Source organism: Curtobacterium sp. VKM Ac-1395 (assembly GCF_015350975.1).
GTDB lineage: Bacteria > Actinomycetota > Actinomycetes > Actinomycetales > Microbacteriaceae > Curtobacterium.
Genome location: NZ_JADKRX010000009.1, coordinates 1 through 15299, shown reverse-complemented (window position 1 = coordinate 15299; position 15299 = coordinate 1). Strand labels below are relative to the sequence as shown.

Sequence of the window (15299 nt, the reverse complement as noted above, 5' to 3'; positions counted from 1 at the left end):
GGGTCAGCGTCGCCGGACGAGCACCACGCTGTCGAGCAGGTCGTGCGTGGTGCCGTCGTCGCGGGTGACGGACCGCGCGCGGAGTTCGGCCGCGACCACTGCCCAGTCGGCGTCGGCAGCAGCACTGTCGACATCAGCACCGTCGGCATCGGCGTCGGCGTCGGCATCAGCACCGTCGCCGCGTGCCACACCGAGTGCAGCCAGGTCGTCGTCCGGCGTCGGGAACCGGTAGGACCGCAGCTCCTCGGGTAGTTCGCCGGGCGGGGCGGCGTGCGCGGTGACCAGCAGGTGTCCGCCGGGTGCCACGAACCGGGTCGCCCGGCGCAGGATCGCGGCGCGGGGGATCTCGACCGGCCACGACTGCAGGAACGAGGCGGTCACCAGCGTGAAGCGCTCGTCGGTGTCCCACGTCGCCAGGTCGCCCGCGTCGAACCGCGCGAGGTCCTCGACGCCGGCGTCCACCGCGGCCGCGCGACCTCGGGCTGCGGCGGTGGGGGACAGGTCGACACCCGTCGCCCGCCATCCCCGCGAGGCCAGCCACAGCACGTCGCCGCCCTCGCCGCAGCCCAGGTCGAGCGCGGACCCGACGGGCCCCCGCTGATCGAGCGTCGCCACGACGTCGGCGAGCACGGCGTTCACCCGGCCGGACCACATCCGGTCCCCGTCGGCGTACCGGGACTCCCAGTACGTCGCGGCGTCGGGCAGTGTGTCGCCGGGGGAGTCGGTGCCGTGCTCGTGCGTGTGCATCCGCCCAGTGACGCACACCGCACCATCCGGACGCGAGCCCCGTTGCCGGTTCGGCAACGTCGTACCGTGCGCCTTCCCCCCCGCCCGTGCGAGGTTGACCACTCCGTGCGGACCCCCGGCGCCGCACGGGCTGGTCAACCTCGCACCAGCGCGAGCGCCCCGAGCGCCGCGAGCGCCCTGAGCGCCGCGAGCGCCCCGAGCGACGGGGGCGCCGGCTACTCCGCCGGCACCGCGTCCGCGTGCTCGATGCGCGCACTCGCCGTGGCCATGTGCTCGTCCATCGCCCGCAGCGTCGCGGCGACGTCCCGCGTCCGCATTGCGTCGTAGATCGCGCGGTGCTCGTTGTAGGCGGCCTCGGTGGCCTCACGGGTGCTGACGCGGCGGCCGACCCACACGCTCAGCATCGACCGGAGGCTCTGGAGCAGGTCGGCGAGCACGTCGTTGTCGGCGGCCCGCGCGAGCTGCACGTGGAAGCGGACGTCGGCCTCGATGAACGCGGAGGGGTCGTCGAGGGTGGCCTCCTGCCGGTCCAGGTGGTCGCCGAGCGCGTCGAGTTCCTCGTCCGTCGCGCGCTGCGCCGCCAGGATCGCCGCGGTGCGCTCGAGCGAGGACCGGATCTCGAGCAGCTCCCGCGTGCGGTTCGACGCGAGCATCAGCCCCCACGACAGGGTCGTCGGCAGCAGGTCCGACATGCCGCCGCGCAGGTACGTGCCCGAGCCCGGACGGATCTGCACGATGCCCAGGATCTCCAGCGCGGCGAGGGCCTCCCGCACCGCTGATCGGCCGACGCCCAGCCGCTCGGCCAGCACCCGCTCGGACGGCAAGCGCGACCCGGGGGCCAGGTCACCGGCGGTGAGCAGGGACACGAGCTGTCGGGCGACCTCGGACGCGGGGGACCCGACCGGCACCGACTCGAGTTCGAGCCGGATGTTGAGGGGGTCGTTCTCGCTGAACGCGGGCATGTGCCGAGCGTAGCGGTGCGACGCTCCCGGTCCCAGCGCAGTCGACCCTTTGGTCAACCGGTTGACAACTTGCGTCGAAGAGCGCAGGATGGTCCGCGTTCCAACCCCGACCAACGTCGTTCCCCCAGCAGGAGTCACTGTGGACATCCCCGCCACCCGAGGCATCCCGACCTCGGTCGTCGAGAAGACGACCATCCGGAAGATCGCCATCCGCATCGTGCCGTTCGTGGCGCTGATGTTCTTCATCAACTTCCTCGACCGCACCGCGATCTCGTTCGCGGCCCCGAACGGCATGGAATCCGACCTCGGCCTGACCGCCGCGCAGTTCGGCTTCGCGTCCGGGGTCTTCTTCATCGGCTACCTCGTGCTCGAGGTCCCGTCGAACCTCGCGCTGCACAAGTTCGGTGCCCGCATCTGGCTCGCCCGCATCATGATCACGTGGGGCATCGTCTCGCTGCTCTTCACGTGGGTGCAGAACTACCCGCAGCTGGTCGGCCTGCGCTTCCTGCTCGGCATCGCGGAGGCCGGGTTCTTCCCGGGCGCGATCCTGTTCCTCTCCACCTGGGTCCCGGCACGCCACCGCGGCAAGATGCTCGCGCTGTTCTACCTGGCGCAGCCGCTCACCAGCGTGATCGGCTCCCCGCTCGCCGGGTGGCTGATGACCCACGAGGGCCTGCTCGGCGGCCTCGCCGGCTGGCGCTTCATGTTCCTCTGCGTCTCGATCCCGGCGATCATCGTCGGTGTCCTGTGCCTCTTCGTCCTCAAGGACAAGCCGTCCCAGGCCAAGTGGCTCGACGAGGACGAGAAGGTCTGGCTGGAGACCGCGCTCGCGAAGGAGAACCAGGGCAAGAACGACGGCCACGGCAAGGGCGCCCTCCGCGCCGCGTTCGGCAACGGCCGCGTCTGGATGCTGGCGTTCGTCTACTTCGGCTTCATCTACGGCCTCTACGCGCTGAGCTTCTTCCTCCCGACGATCATCGACGGCTTCCAGGAGCAGTTCGGCACCTCGTTCGACCTGTTCCAGAAGGGCCTCATCACGGCGATCCCGTACGTGCCCGCCGCGGTCGTCCTCTACTTCTGGTCCCGTGACGCGTTCCGCCGCGGCGTGAAGGTCTGGCACATCGCGCTCCCCGCCCTGGTCGGTGGGCTCAGCATCCCGGTGGCGCTGTTCATGAACTCGCCCGCGGCCACCGTCGCCGTCATCGCGGTCACGGCCTGCGCGATCTTCGCCGCCCTGCCGAACTTCTGGACGATGCCGACGCAGTTCCTCACCGGGGCCGCAGCAGCAGCGGGCGTCGCGCTCATCAACACGATCGGCAACCTCGGCGGCTTCGCTGCCCCGTACATCACGGGCATCGTCAGCGAGTGGACCGGTGGCTACCAGGTCCCGATGTTCATCGTCGGCTTCTTCATGGTGCTCTCGAGCATCCTCATGGTCGTCGTGTCCCGCCAGCACCGCGGCGAGACCGGCACCGCCCCGACCACCACCGACGCCGAGCGCGCGGTCACCACGGAGGCAGGCGCATGACCCGGTTGTTCAACGACCCGGCGGACTTCGCCGATGAGATGGTCGACGGGTTCGTCGCCGCGAACCAGGCCCGTGTCCGCAAGGTCCACGGCGGCGTCGCCCGGTCCACGGCGAGCCCGGACGGCACGGTCGCCCTGGTCATCGGTGGCGGTTCCGGCCACTACCCGGCGTTCGGTGGTCTCGTGGGCCACGGGCTCGCGGCCGGCGCGGCGATGGGGAACCTGTTCGCCAGCCCGTCCGCGCAGCAGGTCACCGCGGTCGCGAAGGCGTCCGAGCACGGTGGCGGGGTGCTGTTGTCCTACGGCAACTACGCCGGCGACGTCCTGAACTTCGACGCCGCCGAACGTGCCCTGCGGGACGCGGGGATCGAGGTCCGCACAGTCCGCGTCACCGACGACGTCGCCTCCGCACCCAGCACCCGAACCCACGAGCGTCGTGGGATCGCGGGGGACCTCTGCGTGTTCAAGGTCGCCGGTGCCGCTGCGGAGCAGGGCATGACCCTGGACGAGGTGACTCGGGTCGCGACGAAAGCGAACGAGCGGACCCGGTCCTTCGGTGTCGCGTTCTCCGGTTGCTCCCTCCCGGGCGCCGAGGAGCCCCTGTTCACGGTGCCCGAGGGGCGCATGGCGATCGGGATGGGCATCCACGGTGAGCGCGGCATCGACGAGACCGACGTCCCCACCGCCGCGGAACTCGCGACGCTGCTGGTCGACAAGCTCCTCACCGAGCTGCCCGACGGCGTCACGGCAGACGGCGCCCACGTCGTCCCGATCCTCAACGGCCTCGGCAGCGTGAAGTACGAGGAGCTGTTCGTCGTCTACGCCACCGTCCAGCGGCTCCTCACCGACGCCGGCGCCGTGGTCGTCGAACCCGAGGTCGGCGAACTCGTCACGAGCTTCGACATGGCCGGGGTCTCCCTGACCCTGTTCTGGCTCGACGCGGAACTCGAGCAGCTCTGGGCAGCGCCGACGGACACCCCCGCGTACCGCAAGGGCGGCGCGGTCCCGCAGGAGCGGCTCCCCGAGGACGTCCTCACCGCCCACGTCGCCGCACCGGTCACCCCCGGCACCCCCGATTCGCAGGCGTCCGCCCGGGTCGTCGCCGACGCGGTCACCGCGATCCGCACCACGATCGACGAGCACGCCGACGAGCTCGGCCGCATCGACGCGGTCGCCGGTGACGGGGACCACGGCATCGGCATGCAGCGTGGCTCCACGGCCGCGGACGCGGCCGCCCGGGACGCCGCAACGCGTGGTGCCGGGGCGGGCAGCGTCCTCGCGATCGCGGGGGACGCCTGGTCGGACAAGGCCGGTGGCACCTCCGGCGCGATCTGGGGCGCCGCCCTGGAGGCCCTGGGTCGCGTCCTCGGCGACACCGACCGGCCCGACGCGGCCACCGTCCAGACCGCGGTGCACGCCGCCACCGACGCCGTCCTCGCCTTCGGCGCGGTCGTCGGCGACAAGACCATGGTCGACGCCCTCGTCCCCTTCGACGCGGTGCTGTCCGAGCGCATCGACGCGGGTGACGACCTCGTCACGGCGTGGACGGCCGCCTCCGCCGCGGCCCAGCAGGCGGCCGACGCCACCGCGGCGCTCCTGCCCCGCATGGGACGGGCCCGGACGCACGGCGAGGACGCGGTCGGCACCCCCGACGCGGGTGCCGTGTCGTTCGCCCTCATCACCGCCGCGGTCCTCCGGACGCTCAGCGTCCCGGCCTGACCCCGACGCAGCACCAGCACCAGCACCAGCAGCACCACGAGAGAGGCATCCCCATGAGCGAGCAGTTCCGTCTGGTCGTCGGCTCCGACGACGCCGGCTTCGACTACAAGGAGGTCATCAAGCGTGACCTCGAGGCCGACCCCCGCGTCGCCAGCGTCGTGGACGTCGGCGTCGACGCGGACGGCCACACCGCCTACCCGCACGTCGCCGTCGACGCCGCCCGCCTGGTCGCGAACGGCGAGGCGGACCGCGCGATCCTGATCTGCGGCACCGGGCTCGGCGTCGCGATCGCCGCGAACAAGGTGCCCGGCATCCGCGCCGTCACCGCGCACGACTCCTTCAGCGTCGAGCGCTCGGTCCTCTCGAACGACGCCCAGGTCCTCTGCATGGGCCAGCGGGTCGTCGGCATCGAGGTCGCACGGCGGATGGCGAAGGAGTGGCTCGGCTACACCTTCGACCAGAGCAGCGCGAGCGCCGACAAGGTCAACGCGATCTGCGCGTACGACGGCAGCGCCCCGGTCGGGACCGACGCGTGACCCGGGCCACGGCGACGCCCCGACTGACGATCGGGGTGTCCCTGAAGATGTACTTCGGCCACGCCCGCACGATCGCGTGGGCCGAGGCCGTGGCCGACATCGCCCGCACGCACCCGGCGGTGACCGACGGCAGCGTCGAGCTGTTCGTCATCCCGACCTTCCCGTCGCTCGTCCCCGTGCGTGCGGCGCTGACGGGTTCCGGCGTGCTCCTCGGCGCGCAGGACCTGGCGTGGGCGGACGAGGGCGCCTTCACCGGCGAGGTCTCGGGGCGTGAGCTCGCGGAGATCGGCGTCGACCTCGTCGAGATCGCGCACGCCGAACGGCGCTCCCTGTTCCACGAGTCCGACCAGGACGTCGCCGGGAAGGTGCACGCCGCCTTCCGGAACCACCTGCGGCCCCTCATCTGCGTCGGCGAGTCGACCCGGGCCTCCCACCCGGACCAGATCGCGGACGCGGTCACCGAGGTGACCGCCCAGCTCGACCGCTTCGTCCAGACCGCGGTGGCGGACGGCATCGCCGGTCCCGTCGTCGTGGCGTACGAGCCGGTCTGGGCCATCGGTGCCCCGGCTCCCGCGCCCGACGACCACATCGTCGCGGTGCTCGCCGGCATCGAGGCCCACCTCGCCACCCGGCCGGAGCTCGCCGGCAGCGTCGTGATCTACGGCGGCAGTGCCGGACCCGGGCTGCTGACGCGGGGAGGGGGCCGCATCGGCGGGCTGTTCCTCGGCCGCTTCGCGCACGACCCCGCGGCGATCCGGACGATCCTCGACGAGGCCGAGCAGCTGGGGGCCGACGCATGACCTCTCTCCTCGGCCTCTCGACGTACGCCTACTTCTGGCGGATGTCCGACCGCGTGCCGGCGCCGATGTCCCTCGACGACGTCCTCCGCGACGCGGCGTCCCACGACGGCGTCGACCTGTTCCAGATCTGCGACCACCTACCGCTCGACACCGCGTCGGACGAGCGGTTGGCGGCGCTGAAGGCCCTGGCCGACGACCTCGGCCTCGTGCTCGAGGTCGGCACCCGCGGCACCGCGCCCGAGCACCTCGCCCGGTACCTGCACGTCGCCGAGCAGCTCGGCGCGACGCTCGTCCGCTCGATGTGGACGAGCGGCGACGACCGGCCCGACGCGGCCGAGACCGAACGGCGACTCCGCCAGGCCCTGCCCGCGTACGAGGCCGCCGGCGTCACGCTCGCCCTCGAGACGTACGAGGTCGTGCCCACCACGAACCTCGTCGCCGTCGTCGCCCGGATCGGGTCCGACCACCTCGGGGTCTGCCTCGACCCGGCGAACACCGTCGCGGCCCTCGAACACCCGGCGGACGTCGTCCGGATGACCGCCCCGTACGTCCGGAACTGGCACGTGAAGGACGCCGACTTCACCCGCACCCCGGGCTGGGTCGGCTTCCAGTACACCGGCGTGCCGATCGGCACCGGCCGCATCGACCACCTGCGGATCCGCGACGCGATCGACCCGCAGACCCGGGGCGTCAACCGCGTCATCGAGTTCTGGCTCCCGTGGCAGGACGACACCGTCGCCGCCGAGCCGGAGCCCGGGGAGACCCCCGCACAGACCACCACCCGCACCGAGGCGGCGTGGACCGAACACACCATCGAGTACACCAGGAGCAGGGAATCATGACCGACACCGCCATCAGCCACACCACCGCAGCCGGCTCGGGCACCGCCGACGTCACCGTCGCCGTGATCGGCGCCGGCGGCAAGATGGGCACCCGCGTCTCGAACAACTTCGCCAAGAGCGAGTACACGACGCGCTACAGCGAGGCCTCGCCCGCCGGCCAGGAGCGCATCAAGGACCTCGGCCGCGAGCTGACCGACAGCATCGAGGCCGCCAAGGTCGCCGACGTCGTCATCCTCGCCGTGCCGGACGTCCTCCTCGGCACCGTCTCGGAGCAGCTCGTCCCCGAGATGCGTTCCGGCGCCACGATCCTGACGCTCGACCCCGCCGCGGCCTACGCGGGCCTCCTCGCCAAGCGCGAGGACATCCACTACGCCGTGGCGCACCCGTGCCACCCGTCCGTGTTCCTCGAGCGGACCAGCAAGGAGGAGTGGGACGACACCTTCGGTGGCATCGCCGCCCCGCAGGAGGTCATCGCGGCCTTCGACGCCTCCGAGTCGCTCGGTGACGAGGGCGACCGTGCCAAGGCGATCGCCGAGGCCGTCATCACGACGATGTACGCCCCCGTCATCCAGGTGCACTGGGTCACCGTCAAGCAGCTCGCCGTGCTCGAGCCGACCCTCGTCGAGACCATCGCCTGCATGATCGGCGACTTCCTCCACGACGCGCTCGAGGAGACCGTGAACGGCGTCGGCGTGCCCCGCGAGGCCGCCCGCGCGATGCTCTACGGTCACACCTGGATCGCGCTGACGAACGGTCTCCGCGGCTCGAACCCGTTCTCGGACGCCTGCCACATCGCGATGGGCTACGGCCGCGAGAAGCTCATCAAGGAGGACTGGAAGCAGGTCTTCGACGACAGCGAGCTCGACAGCGTCATCGCCAAGATGCTGAAGATCGACGCGGTCAAGCGCTGAGCGACCGCCCGGTCGACCCCCGCGGGCCCCAGGCCTCGTCGAGCGTGATGCTCACGAGGCCCGGGGCCCGCAGTGCGTGCACGGCCCGGCGGAACCACGCGTCCGCCGCGGGGGAGTGCTGCTCCGGGTCCGTCGCGTCCGGCACGAACTGCGGCCCGTGGCCGTCCTCGACGTCGGCGCGCGGCATCGGGACCGGCGCCGAGGTCGCGACCGCGTTGAACCGCGGACGCAGGGTCACCGGCCCGACGTGGAGCGATCGGCCGGCAGCCAGCCTGGAGGCACTCATCGCCACCCAGCGCAGCATCCGCACCGCCTCGGTCACCTGGGCACGGGACCGGTCGTGCATCTGCGGCGTCACGCTGAAGGTCAGGGGCCCGTCCCAGTCCCGGAAGAGCGCGACCGCCCGGTTCAGCTCGGTGAAGTGCGCGCGGGTGCCGGCGACGACCTCGAGGCCACCGTCCGCCCGAGCGGCTTCCCGCAGCGCCTGCTGCAGTGCCGGCGTCGTCACGTGGGTGCGCGGGTCGAACGCCCCGACGCGCACGACCGCGCCGCTGCTCAGCACGTCGTCGATCGCGGCGCGCAGCGCGACCGGGTCGTCGGTCACGAAGCGGACGTCGAGCGGGGCGTGGACCGCGTCCCGGCGGGCGGACGCGAGCACGGCGGCCGCGTTCGGCGCCCCGACGACCGGCTCGACGAGGACCGGCACGCCCGGTCGCAGCGCGTCGTCCGGCGGGCGCAGGGCCGCCGGGGCCGAGGACGCGAGCAACTGGAGCACCGGGGCAGGGGCGGCCGTGAGGTCCTCCGCCGGGTCCTCGACCGGCGGGACGTCCGAGAGGACCGTCACCGAGCCTCCCGTCTCGACGTGCGCGCAGCGCAGGGTGAACGCCTGCCGGACCGTGGCGCCGGGCTCGAGCGCGACCGGGAACGGCTCCGCGAGCGGCGTCGAGTAGGTCTTGAACGACGCGTCGGACCAGTTCCGCTGGTCCTCCATCTCGAAGACGTCCCCGGTCATCGTCATCGCGACCGCGATCGAGCCGGCGGTCCAGCGGTACCCGACCACGTCGACGGCGGGCTGGTGCGGGGCGATCCAGAGCGGGTACGACGTGATCGACGGCCGGCCGTCGGGGTGCTCGACGACCAGGGGCACCCCGGCGAGTCCGGCGGGGTGCAGCGCGACGAGACCGACGCGGTTGCGGCGGAACGCACGGAGCGTCGTCGCGGACCCGTCCACCCGCAGGACGTCGCCCTCGATGCGGACCGCGAGGGTGTACTCGAGCACGTCGTCCCCGTCGAACCCGCTCCGCGCGGCGATCCGGACGTCCACGCCCGTGCTCGTCCGGTCCACGGTCCGGCTGACCAGGGTGTCCTCGGCGGTCCGCCAGTCGTGGTCCCGCGTGACGAACCGCACGGCCCGCAGCACCGGCGTGCCGTCGTGGGTGAGGTCCGCGACCTCGGTCCCGCGCAGCCGGAGCCGCCACGGGCCGACCGTGACGGACTCCTCGGGGGTGGCGTCCGGCCAGGCTTCCGCTCGTGCGTCGTCATCGATCACGGCGTCAGTCAACCGTGTCCAGCCCGCCACCGCCACTGCTGGACAACCGGTTGACCATTCCGCTCCGGTCGGTACGCTGAGCAGACGGACGGGGCGACGGCGCCCCGCGGGACGGGGCAGATGCGATGACCGGGCGACTCGACGGCAAGGTGGCGCTCGTGACGGGCGCGGGATCGGGGATCGGGCGGGCGATCGCCGACCGGTTCGTGGCCGAGGGGGCCCGCGTGGTCTACGCCGACCGTGACACCGCCGCGGCGACGACGGCGGCCGACGCAGCCGGTGCCCTCGCGGTCCCGCTGACGATGGACATCGCGTCCGAGCCCTCGGTCGCCGACGGGTTCGCGTCGCTCGCGGACGACGGCCTCGTGCCGGACGTCGTGGTCGCCAACGCCGGCGTGCAGCTCTTCGGCCAGGACGCCGCCGTGGCCGACGTGCCGCTCGAGGCCTGGGAGCGGACGCTCGCGGTCAACCTGACCGGCACGTTCCTCACGCTCAAGCACGCCGTGCGGGCGATGCGGCCCCGCGGCGGCGGGTCGATCGTCTGCACGGGCAGCCCGACGGGCCTGAACGGCGAGGGCTCGACGTTCGCCGCGTACTCGTCGACGAAGGGCGGCATCCACGCGCTCGTCCGCTCGACCGCGATGGCGTACGCCCGCGACGGCATCCGGGTCAACACGGTGGTGCCCGGCTACACCGAGACCGGCCTGGTGACGACGATCGCGACGGACCCGGAAGCGCGAGCGGCCATCGTCGCGCGCACGCCGCTCGGCCGCGCGGGCACGCCCGACGACGTGACCGGGATCATGGTCTACCTGGCCAGCGACGAGTCGTCCTTCGCGACCGGGGCCGAGTTCCGCGTCGACGGCGGCATGACGAGCCTCTAGCCCGCGTCGGTCAGGTCCGGTCGGCACCGACCAGCGCCGATCGGTCCTGGTCGGCGCCGGTCAGCCCATCCGGGTCGACGCAACTCCGCCGTCCACGTCGATGGTGCCGCCGTGCACGAACACGGCCTCGTCCGAGGCGAGCCACCGCACCGCGAACGCGATGTCGACGGGTCGCACGGGCACCCCGGCCGGGGTCCCCGCCGTCATCGCCGCCAGCGCGTCCGCCGAGTCCGCGTTCCCCGGCGTCGCCGTCGCGCCCGGCGCCACCGTGCTCACCCGCACCCCGCTCGGCCCGAACTCGGCCGCCCACGCCCGGGTCAGCTGCTCGACGGCGGCCTTCGTCGCCGGGTAGAGCGCCATGAACGGCACCCCGACGCGGGCCATCCACGACCCGACGTTCACCACGACGCCGGAGCCCCGCGCCGCCATCGCCGGGGCGAGTTCGCCGACCAGCACGTGTGGCGCGCGCACGTTCGTCGCCCAGAGCTCCTGCATCGCCGCGTCGGACAGGGCCGCGGTGGGGCCGCCGGGGTAGACGCCGGCGTTGTTCACCAGCACGTCGACCCGTCCACCGAGCGCCTCGGTGGCCCGGGTGGCGAGGTCGCGCACGGTGTCGGGCTCGTCGGACAGGTCGGCGCGGACGACGACCGCGTCGCCGCCCTGGGCGGTGATGGCGTCCACCACCCGCTGGGCCCGCTCGGCACTGCGGCCGGACACGGCGACCCGGGCACCGGAGGCCGCGAGGACACGGGCGATCGCCTCGCCGATGCCGCTGGTCGCGCCGGTCACCAGGGCGGTGCGGCCGGCGAGCCGGTCGTCACGGGGGAGGGACTCGAGGACTGCTTCGTTCGTCTGCATGCATCCAGCCTCCTGGCGGCACCGGCTCGTCGGCTTGCCCGGATCCGCGAGGTCCTTGCCCGATCCCGCACGACCCCGGCAGTGGTGCCGCCGCCCACGGCCGGGCGGGGTTGGATGGGCACATGGACGACGGCACCAGCGACCACCTCGACCGCGCGCTCGCGACCGCGCTCCGCCGTGTCGAGGACCGCCGCACCGTGCCGGAGCTCGGGCTCACGGTGTCCCGCGTGTACGACACCACCCCGCTCGGCTACCAGCGGTACACACCGTCGCTCTCGGTGGTGCTGGCCGGTCGCAAGCGCTCGATCGTCGGTGACGATGACCAGGTCTGGGGCCGCGAGCACTTCATCATCACGCCCGTCGACCTGCCCGTCATCGCCGGGGTCGTCGAGACCGAGCCGGAGGTCGGCTTCGTGTCGGCCGTCTGGCAGCTCGACGCGTCCGTGGTGGCCGACGTCGCCGGTGCGATGGCCCGCCCGACCCCGTCCGACGCCGAGCCCGGCCGGCTCGGCACGTGGACGCCCGCACTGGCCGACGCCTTCGCCCGGCTCGTCGCGCTGATGGACACCCCCGAGGACGTCCCCGTGCTCGCACCGCTCGTCAGCCGGGAGGTCGTGCTCCGCCTCCTGCAGACCGACCAGGCACCGCGGATCCTGGCCGCGATCGGCACCGGCGAGGCCGCGGTCGTCGCCGCCGCCACCCGCCTGCTCACCGAGCGCACCGCCGAGCCGTGGTCGATGACGACGCTCGCCGACGCCGTCCGCACGAGCGAGTCCACGCTCTACGCCCGCTTCCGGAGCGCGACGGGGATGTCGCCGATGCAGTACCTCAAGCGGCTCCGCCTGGGGGAGGCCAAGCGCCGGATGGTCGTCCACGGCGACACCGCGGCGCAGGCCGCGTCCGCCGTCGGGTACCGCAGCGCGTCGCACTTCTCGCGGGACTACCGCGCCGCCTACGGGCGACCGCCGGCCGAGGACGCAGCCGTCGCCCGCACCCACTTCGCGCTCGTCCCGGCCTGATCCGACCACGGACAGGAGGCTCACCCCGGCCTGGCAGGACACCTCCAGACCGCGGTGAGTCTGTGACGGGCCGCAGGAACTCCCCGCCGTTCCCCAGCCGGGATCAGGTTCGTGACCAATACGTTATCTTCCCGAGTCGCCGCACCAGACGGGCGGTTCTGACCCGGAAGGAACCATGGGACGCCACGCACTGCCAGCAGGTGACGACGGCCGTCGACCCGCTCCCGTCCCCAGCTCCACCTCCAGCTCGAGCCCCACCACCGGCCCCGCGCGCCGCGGCCGTCGCTCTGCCGCCGGCACTGCCTCCACCCGGGCCGGCGTCGTCGAGCACGAGCAGCCGGCCCGCGTGGTCGCCCCCGCTCCGACCCGCGTGGGTGCCCCCGCTCCGACACGCCTGGCACGGCCGCTCGTCGCCGCACCGCCTGCCGTCGTGGCCTCCCGGACGGCCGGACTCCGTGCCGAGCGTGCCGTCGACCCGCGGCACGTCCGCCGTGCCGCCAACGCCCGCCGCGCCGCGCTCCTGCTCGCTCCGGCCCTGGCGATCACCTCGACCCTGTCGCTCTCGATCCCGGCGAACGCCGCGACGCCCGAGCCCGCACCGGTCCACGCGACGACGACGTCCGAGCAGCTGCAGACCTTCACGGTCGCCCACGACGTCGAGGTCCCGATCATCTCCTCGGACGGCATGACCACGACGTCGGTCGTGTCCTACCCCACCCTCGTGCTCCGCTTCGGCGTCACCACCGCCCAGGCGCAGGCAGCCCTGTCGGCAGCGCTGTCGCCCGGTGGCGACCGTGCCACGGTGCTGCAGACGGCGCTGGCCTACATGGGGGACCCGTACGTCGAGGGCGGTGCGAGCCACGCCGGCATCGACTGCTCCGGGCTGACGATGGTGGCGTACCAGGCCGTCGGCATCCAGCTCGCGCACTACGTCCCCACGCAGGACGCCGTCGCGACGACCGTCCCCGAGTCCGAGGCGAAGCCGGGCGACATGGTGGTCTACGACAACGAGGACCACGTCGGGCTGTACCTCGGCGACGGCCTCGTGCTGCAGGCCCCGCACCCCGGTGAGGTCGTGGACATCGTCCCGATGTACTCGGCCGCCCACCACTTCGCCCGGCTCCTGCCCGCCGGTTCCTGACGCCCCGCGTCGGACGCACCCGGCGTGCCCTGGACCCGAGGGTCCACCGGGCCGACGGCGGCGCTGCCGAGTGGGGCCGAGCCTCCCGTAAGCTGGAGTGATGGCCACCGAGATCCGCACCCCGTTCGAGGAGCAGAGCGCAGCAGCACGCTCTGCCCGACCGCAGGTGCGCCCTCGCACCGAGGGCTGGCAGCAGGCGACCGACGGCGACGGCCGGCCCCTCCTGCAGTTCGCGTCGCCGAAGCGCGGCAAGCCGCCGGTGCACCTCGCCGACATGACGACCGAGGAGCGCGAGGCCGCCGTGGTCGCGCTCGGTCTGCCGAAGTTCCGGGCCAAGCAGCTCGCGACCCACTACTTCACGCACTACACGTCCGACCCGGCGAAGATGACCGACCTGCCGGCGGCCCAGCGCGAGCAGCTCGTGCAGGGCATGCTGCCGCCGCTGCTCACCGAGACCCGGCGGCTGGCGACGGACAAGGGCGACACGATCAAGTTCCTCTGGAAGCTGCACGACGGTGCCCTGGTCGAGTCGGTGCTGATGCGCTACCCCGGCCGGATCACCCTGTGCGTGTCGTCCCAGGCCGGGTGCGGCATGAACTGCCCGTTCTGCGCCACGGGACAGGCCGGGCTGACGCGGAACATGTCCACGGCGGAGATCATCGAGCAGATCGTCCGGGCCAACGCGGCCATCGCCGCCGGGGAGCTCGGTGGTGACCCGCGCAAGGGCGGGCAGGACCGCGTCGACGCCGAGCGCGTGACGAACATCGTGTTCATGGGCATGGGGGAGCCGCTCGCGAACTACAAGCGGGTGATGGACGCCGTCCGCCTGATGGTGGCGCCGCAACCGAGCGGGCTCGGGATGAGCGCCCGAGGCATCACGGTGTCGACCGTCGGGCTGGTGCCCGCGATGCTGAAGCTCGCGGACGAGGGCATCCCGCTCACCTTCGCGCTGTCACTGCACGCGCCCGACGACGAACTCCGTGACGAGCTCATCCCGGTGAACTCGAAGTGGAAGGCCGACGAGGCGATCGACGCCGCCCACAACTACTACGTCAAGACCGGTCGGCGGGTGTCGATCGAGTACGCGCTCATCAAGGACATGAACGACCACGCCTGGCGCGCCGACCTGCTGGCGGAGAAGCTCAACAAGCGCGGCAAGGGCTGGGTGCACGTCAACCCCATCCCGCTCAACCCGACCCCCGGGTCCGTGTGGACGTCGTCCGAGGTCCACGTGCAGGACGAGTTCGTCCGCCGACTCAACGCCGCCGGCATCCCGACCACCCTCCGCGACACCCGCGGCAAGGAGATCGACGGCGCCTGCGGGCAGTTGGCTGCGGCGGAGTAGCTGGCAGGAGTCGAGGTTCGCCCTCGTCCTTCGTCTCAGGAGGCACGGTGCTCATCGGCACCGTGCCTTCGGTCGTCCCCGGGCCCGCGCGTGCTGTTCAACCCCCGGATCTCCGCTGGTGTCGCTGGGTCCTCCTGCCGTTCACCTGGGCGCGACACGCCCGGGTGCGAGGACGGTTGGCGGGGCCCTGGGGCCGTGTGTAAAGTAATCACTCGTTGCCGCTGATGCGGAGAACGGAACGGCCGAGACGGTCACAGGGTCAACACCCTGAGACGCAGTCCGGACGGGGTCCCGGTCAGGCAACCACCACCGATGTTCGTCATCGGTGGTCAACCAAGAACGAATGCCTCTCTGGCGGAATCCTTCACGGGTCGAGCGGGGAGTGCGTCTGGTCCTTGAGAACTCAACAGCGTGCACATTGTCAATGCCAATTTATTGACCTCGTCGCCGAGCTTGCTC

The 15299-nt window shown here is 72.6% G+C and carries 14 protein-coding genes; 10 read left to right on the top strand and 4 right to left on the bottom strand.

Going from position 1 to position 15299, the window contains the following annotated elements:
• Positions 1-3: 3 nt before the first annotated feature.
• The gene (locus tag ITJ68_RS17385) at positions 4-747 is read right to left on the bottom strand and encodes a class I SAM-dependent methyltransferase (protein WP_194663166.1); all 744 of its coding nucleotides are present in this window, start codon (positions 745-747) and stop codon (positions 4-6) included.
• Between the two features lie 215 nt (positions 748-962).
• Complete coding sequence (locus tag ITJ68_RS17380) at positions 963-1709, bottom strand: FadR/GntR family transcriptional regulator (protein WP_194663164.1); 747 nt, start codon at positions 1707-1709, stop codon at positions 963-965.
• Positions 1710-1848: 139 nt separating this feature from the next.
• Here ITJ68_RS17380 and ITJ68_RS17375 point away from each other — a divergent pair, with 139 nt between their 5' ends.
• From ITJ68_RS17375 to ITJ68_RS17350, 6 genes are read left to right on the top strand one after another with little or no spacing between them, the layout of a single operon-like run.
• Positions 1849-3237, top strand: coding sequence for an MFS transporter (locus tag ITJ68_RS17375; RefSeq protein WP_194663162.1), 1389 nt, complete (start codon positions 1849-1851; stop codon positions 3235-3237).
• On the top strand, positions 3234-4955 hold the full coding sequence (locus ITJ68_RS17370; protein ID WP_194663160.1) for a dihydroxyacetone kinase family protein: 1722 nt from the start codon (positions 3234-3236) through the stop codon (positions 4953-4955). Before ITJ68_RS17375 ends, ITJ68_RS17370 begins: the two co-directional genes overlap by 4 nt.
• A gap of 53 nt (positions 4956-5008) precedes the next feature.
• A complete protein-coding gene (locus ITJ68_RS17365) occupies positions 5009-5491 on the top strand; it encodes a ribose-5-phosphate isomerase (protein ID WP_194663158.1) in 483 nt (160 codons plus the stop codon).
• Positions 5488-6291, top strand: coding sequence for a triose-phosphate isomerase family protein (locus ITJ68_RS17360; protein WP_323743362.1), 804 nt, complete (start codon positions 5488-5490; stop codon positions 6289-6291). The genes ITJ68_RS17365 and ITJ68_RS17360 overlap by 4 nt, the downstream gene beginning before the upstream one ends.
• Positions 6288-7133: a sugar phosphate isomerase/epimerase family protein gene (locus tag ITJ68_RS17355; RefSeq protein WP_194663156.1), complete on the top strand. Its 846-nt coding sequence runs from the start codon at positions 6288-6290 to the stop codon at positions 7131-7133. The genes ITJ68_RS17360 and ITJ68_RS17355 overlap by 4 nt, the downstream gene beginning before the upstream one ends.
• Positions 7130-8044, top strand: a complete 915-nt coding sequence (locus tag ITJ68_RS17350; RefSeq protein WP_194663154.1) for a phosphogluconate dehydrogenase C-terminal domain-containing protein — start codon at positions 7130-7132, stop codon at positions 8042-8044. Before ITJ68_RS17355 ends, ITJ68_RS17350 begins: the two co-directional genes overlap by 4 nt.
• Here the strand turns inward: ITJ68_RS17350 and ITJ68_RS17345 are convergent.
• Positions 8034-9593: a hypothetical protein gene (locus tag ITJ68_RS17345; RefSeq protein ID WP_194663152.1), complete on the bottom strand. Its 1560-nt coding sequence runs from the start codon at positions 9591-9593 to the stop codon at positions 8034-8036. The two genes, ITJ68_RS17350 and ITJ68_RS17345, sit on opposite strands and share 11 nt — an antisense overlap.
• A 125-nt stretch (positions 9594-9718) precedes the next feature.
• Here ITJ68_RS17345 and ITJ68_RS17340 point away from each other — a divergent pair, with 125 nt between their 5' ends.
• Positions 9719-10477, top strand: coding sequence for an SDR family NAD(P)-dependent oxidoreductase (locus ITJ68_RS17340; RefSeq protein WP_194663151.1), 759 nt, complete (start codon positions 9719-9721; stop codon positions 10475-10477).
• A 60-nt stretch (positions 10478-10537) separates the two neighbouring features.
• On the opposite strand, the gene ITJ68_RS17335 is transcribed toward ITJ68_RS17340, so the two are convergent.
• Positions 10538-11335: an SDR family NAD(P)-dependent oxidoreductase gene (locus tag ITJ68_RS17335; RefSeq protein ID WP_194663149.1), complete on the bottom strand. Its 798-nt coding sequence runs from the start codon at positions 11333-11335 to the stop codon at positions 10538-10540.
• 122 nt (positions 11336-11457) lie between these two features.
• On the opposite strand from ITJ68_RS17335, the gene ITJ68_RS17330 reads away from it, so the two are divergent.
• The 3 genes from ITJ68_RS17330 to rlmN all read left to right on the top strand — a co-directional run bounded on the left by ITJ68_RS17330 (position 11458) and on the right by rlmN (position 14840).
• A complete protein-coding gene (locus ITJ68_RS17330; RefSeq protein WP_194663147.1) occupies positions 11458-12354 on the top strand; it encodes an AraC family transcriptional regulator in 897 nt (298 codons plus the stop codon).
• A 175-nt stretch (positions 12355-12529) separates the two neighbouring features.
• Positions 12530-13495: a C40 family peptidase gene (locus ITJ68_RS17325; RefSeq protein WP_194663145.1), complete on the top strand. Its 966-nt coding sequence runs from the start codon at positions 12530-12532 to the stop codon at positions 13493-13495.
• A 100-nt stretch (positions 13496-13595) separates the two neighbouring features.
• A complete protein-coding gene (gene rlmN, locus ITJ68_RS17320) occupies positions 13596-14840 on the top strand; it encodes a 23S rRNA (adenine(2503)-C(2))-methyltransferase RlmN (protein WP_194663143.1) in 1245 nt (414 codons plus the stop codon).
• Positions 14841-15299 lie beyond the last annotated feature (459 nt).

Bases quoted from the DNA above. Each gene is read 5' to 3' on its own strand.
- ITJ68_RS17385 (WP_194663166.1), bottom strand. From the start codon at position 747: ATGCACACGCACGAGCACGGCACCGACTCCCCCGGCGACACACTGCCC.
- ITJ68_RS17380 (WP_194663164.1), bottom strand. From the start codon at position 1,709: ATGCCCGCGTTCAGCGAGAACGACCCCCTCAACATCCGGCTCGAACTC.
- ITJ68_RS17370 (WP_194663160.1), top strand. From the start codon at position 3,234: ATGACCCGGTTGTTCAACGACCCGGCGGACTTCGCCGATGAGATGGTC.
- ITJ68_RS17365 (WP_194663158.1), top strand. From the start codon at position 5,009: ATGAGCGAGCAGTTCCGTCTGGTCGTCGGCTCCGACGACGCCGGCTTC.
- ITJ68_RS17355 (WP_194663156.1), top strand. From the start codon at position 6,288: ATGACCTCTCTCCTCGGCCTCTCGACGTACGCCTACTTCTGGCGGATG.
- ITJ68_RS17350 (WP_194663154.1), top strand. From the start codon at position 7,130: ATGACCGACACCGCCATCAGCCACACCACCGCAGCCGGCTCGGGCACC.
- ITJ68_RS17340 (WP_194663151.1), top strand. From the start codon at position 9,719: ATGACCGGGCGACTCGACGGCAAGGTGGCGCTCGTGACGGGCGCGGGA.
- ITJ68_RS17335 (WP_194663149.1), bottom strand. From the start codon at position 11,335: ATGCAGACGAACGAAGCAGTCCTCGAGTCCCTCCCCCGTGACGACCGG.
- ITJ68_RS17330 (WP_194663147.1), top strand. From the start codon at position 11,458: ATGGACGACGGCACCAGCGACCACCTCGACCGCGCGCTCGCGACCGCG.
- ITJ68_RS17325 (WP_194663145.1), top strand. From the start codon at position 12,530: ATGGGACGCCACGCACTGCCAGCAGGTGACGACGGCCGTCGACCCGCT.
- rlmN (WP_194663143.1), top strand. From the start codon at position 13,596: ATGGCCACCGAGATCCGCACCCCGTTCGAGGAGCAGAGCGCAGCAGCA.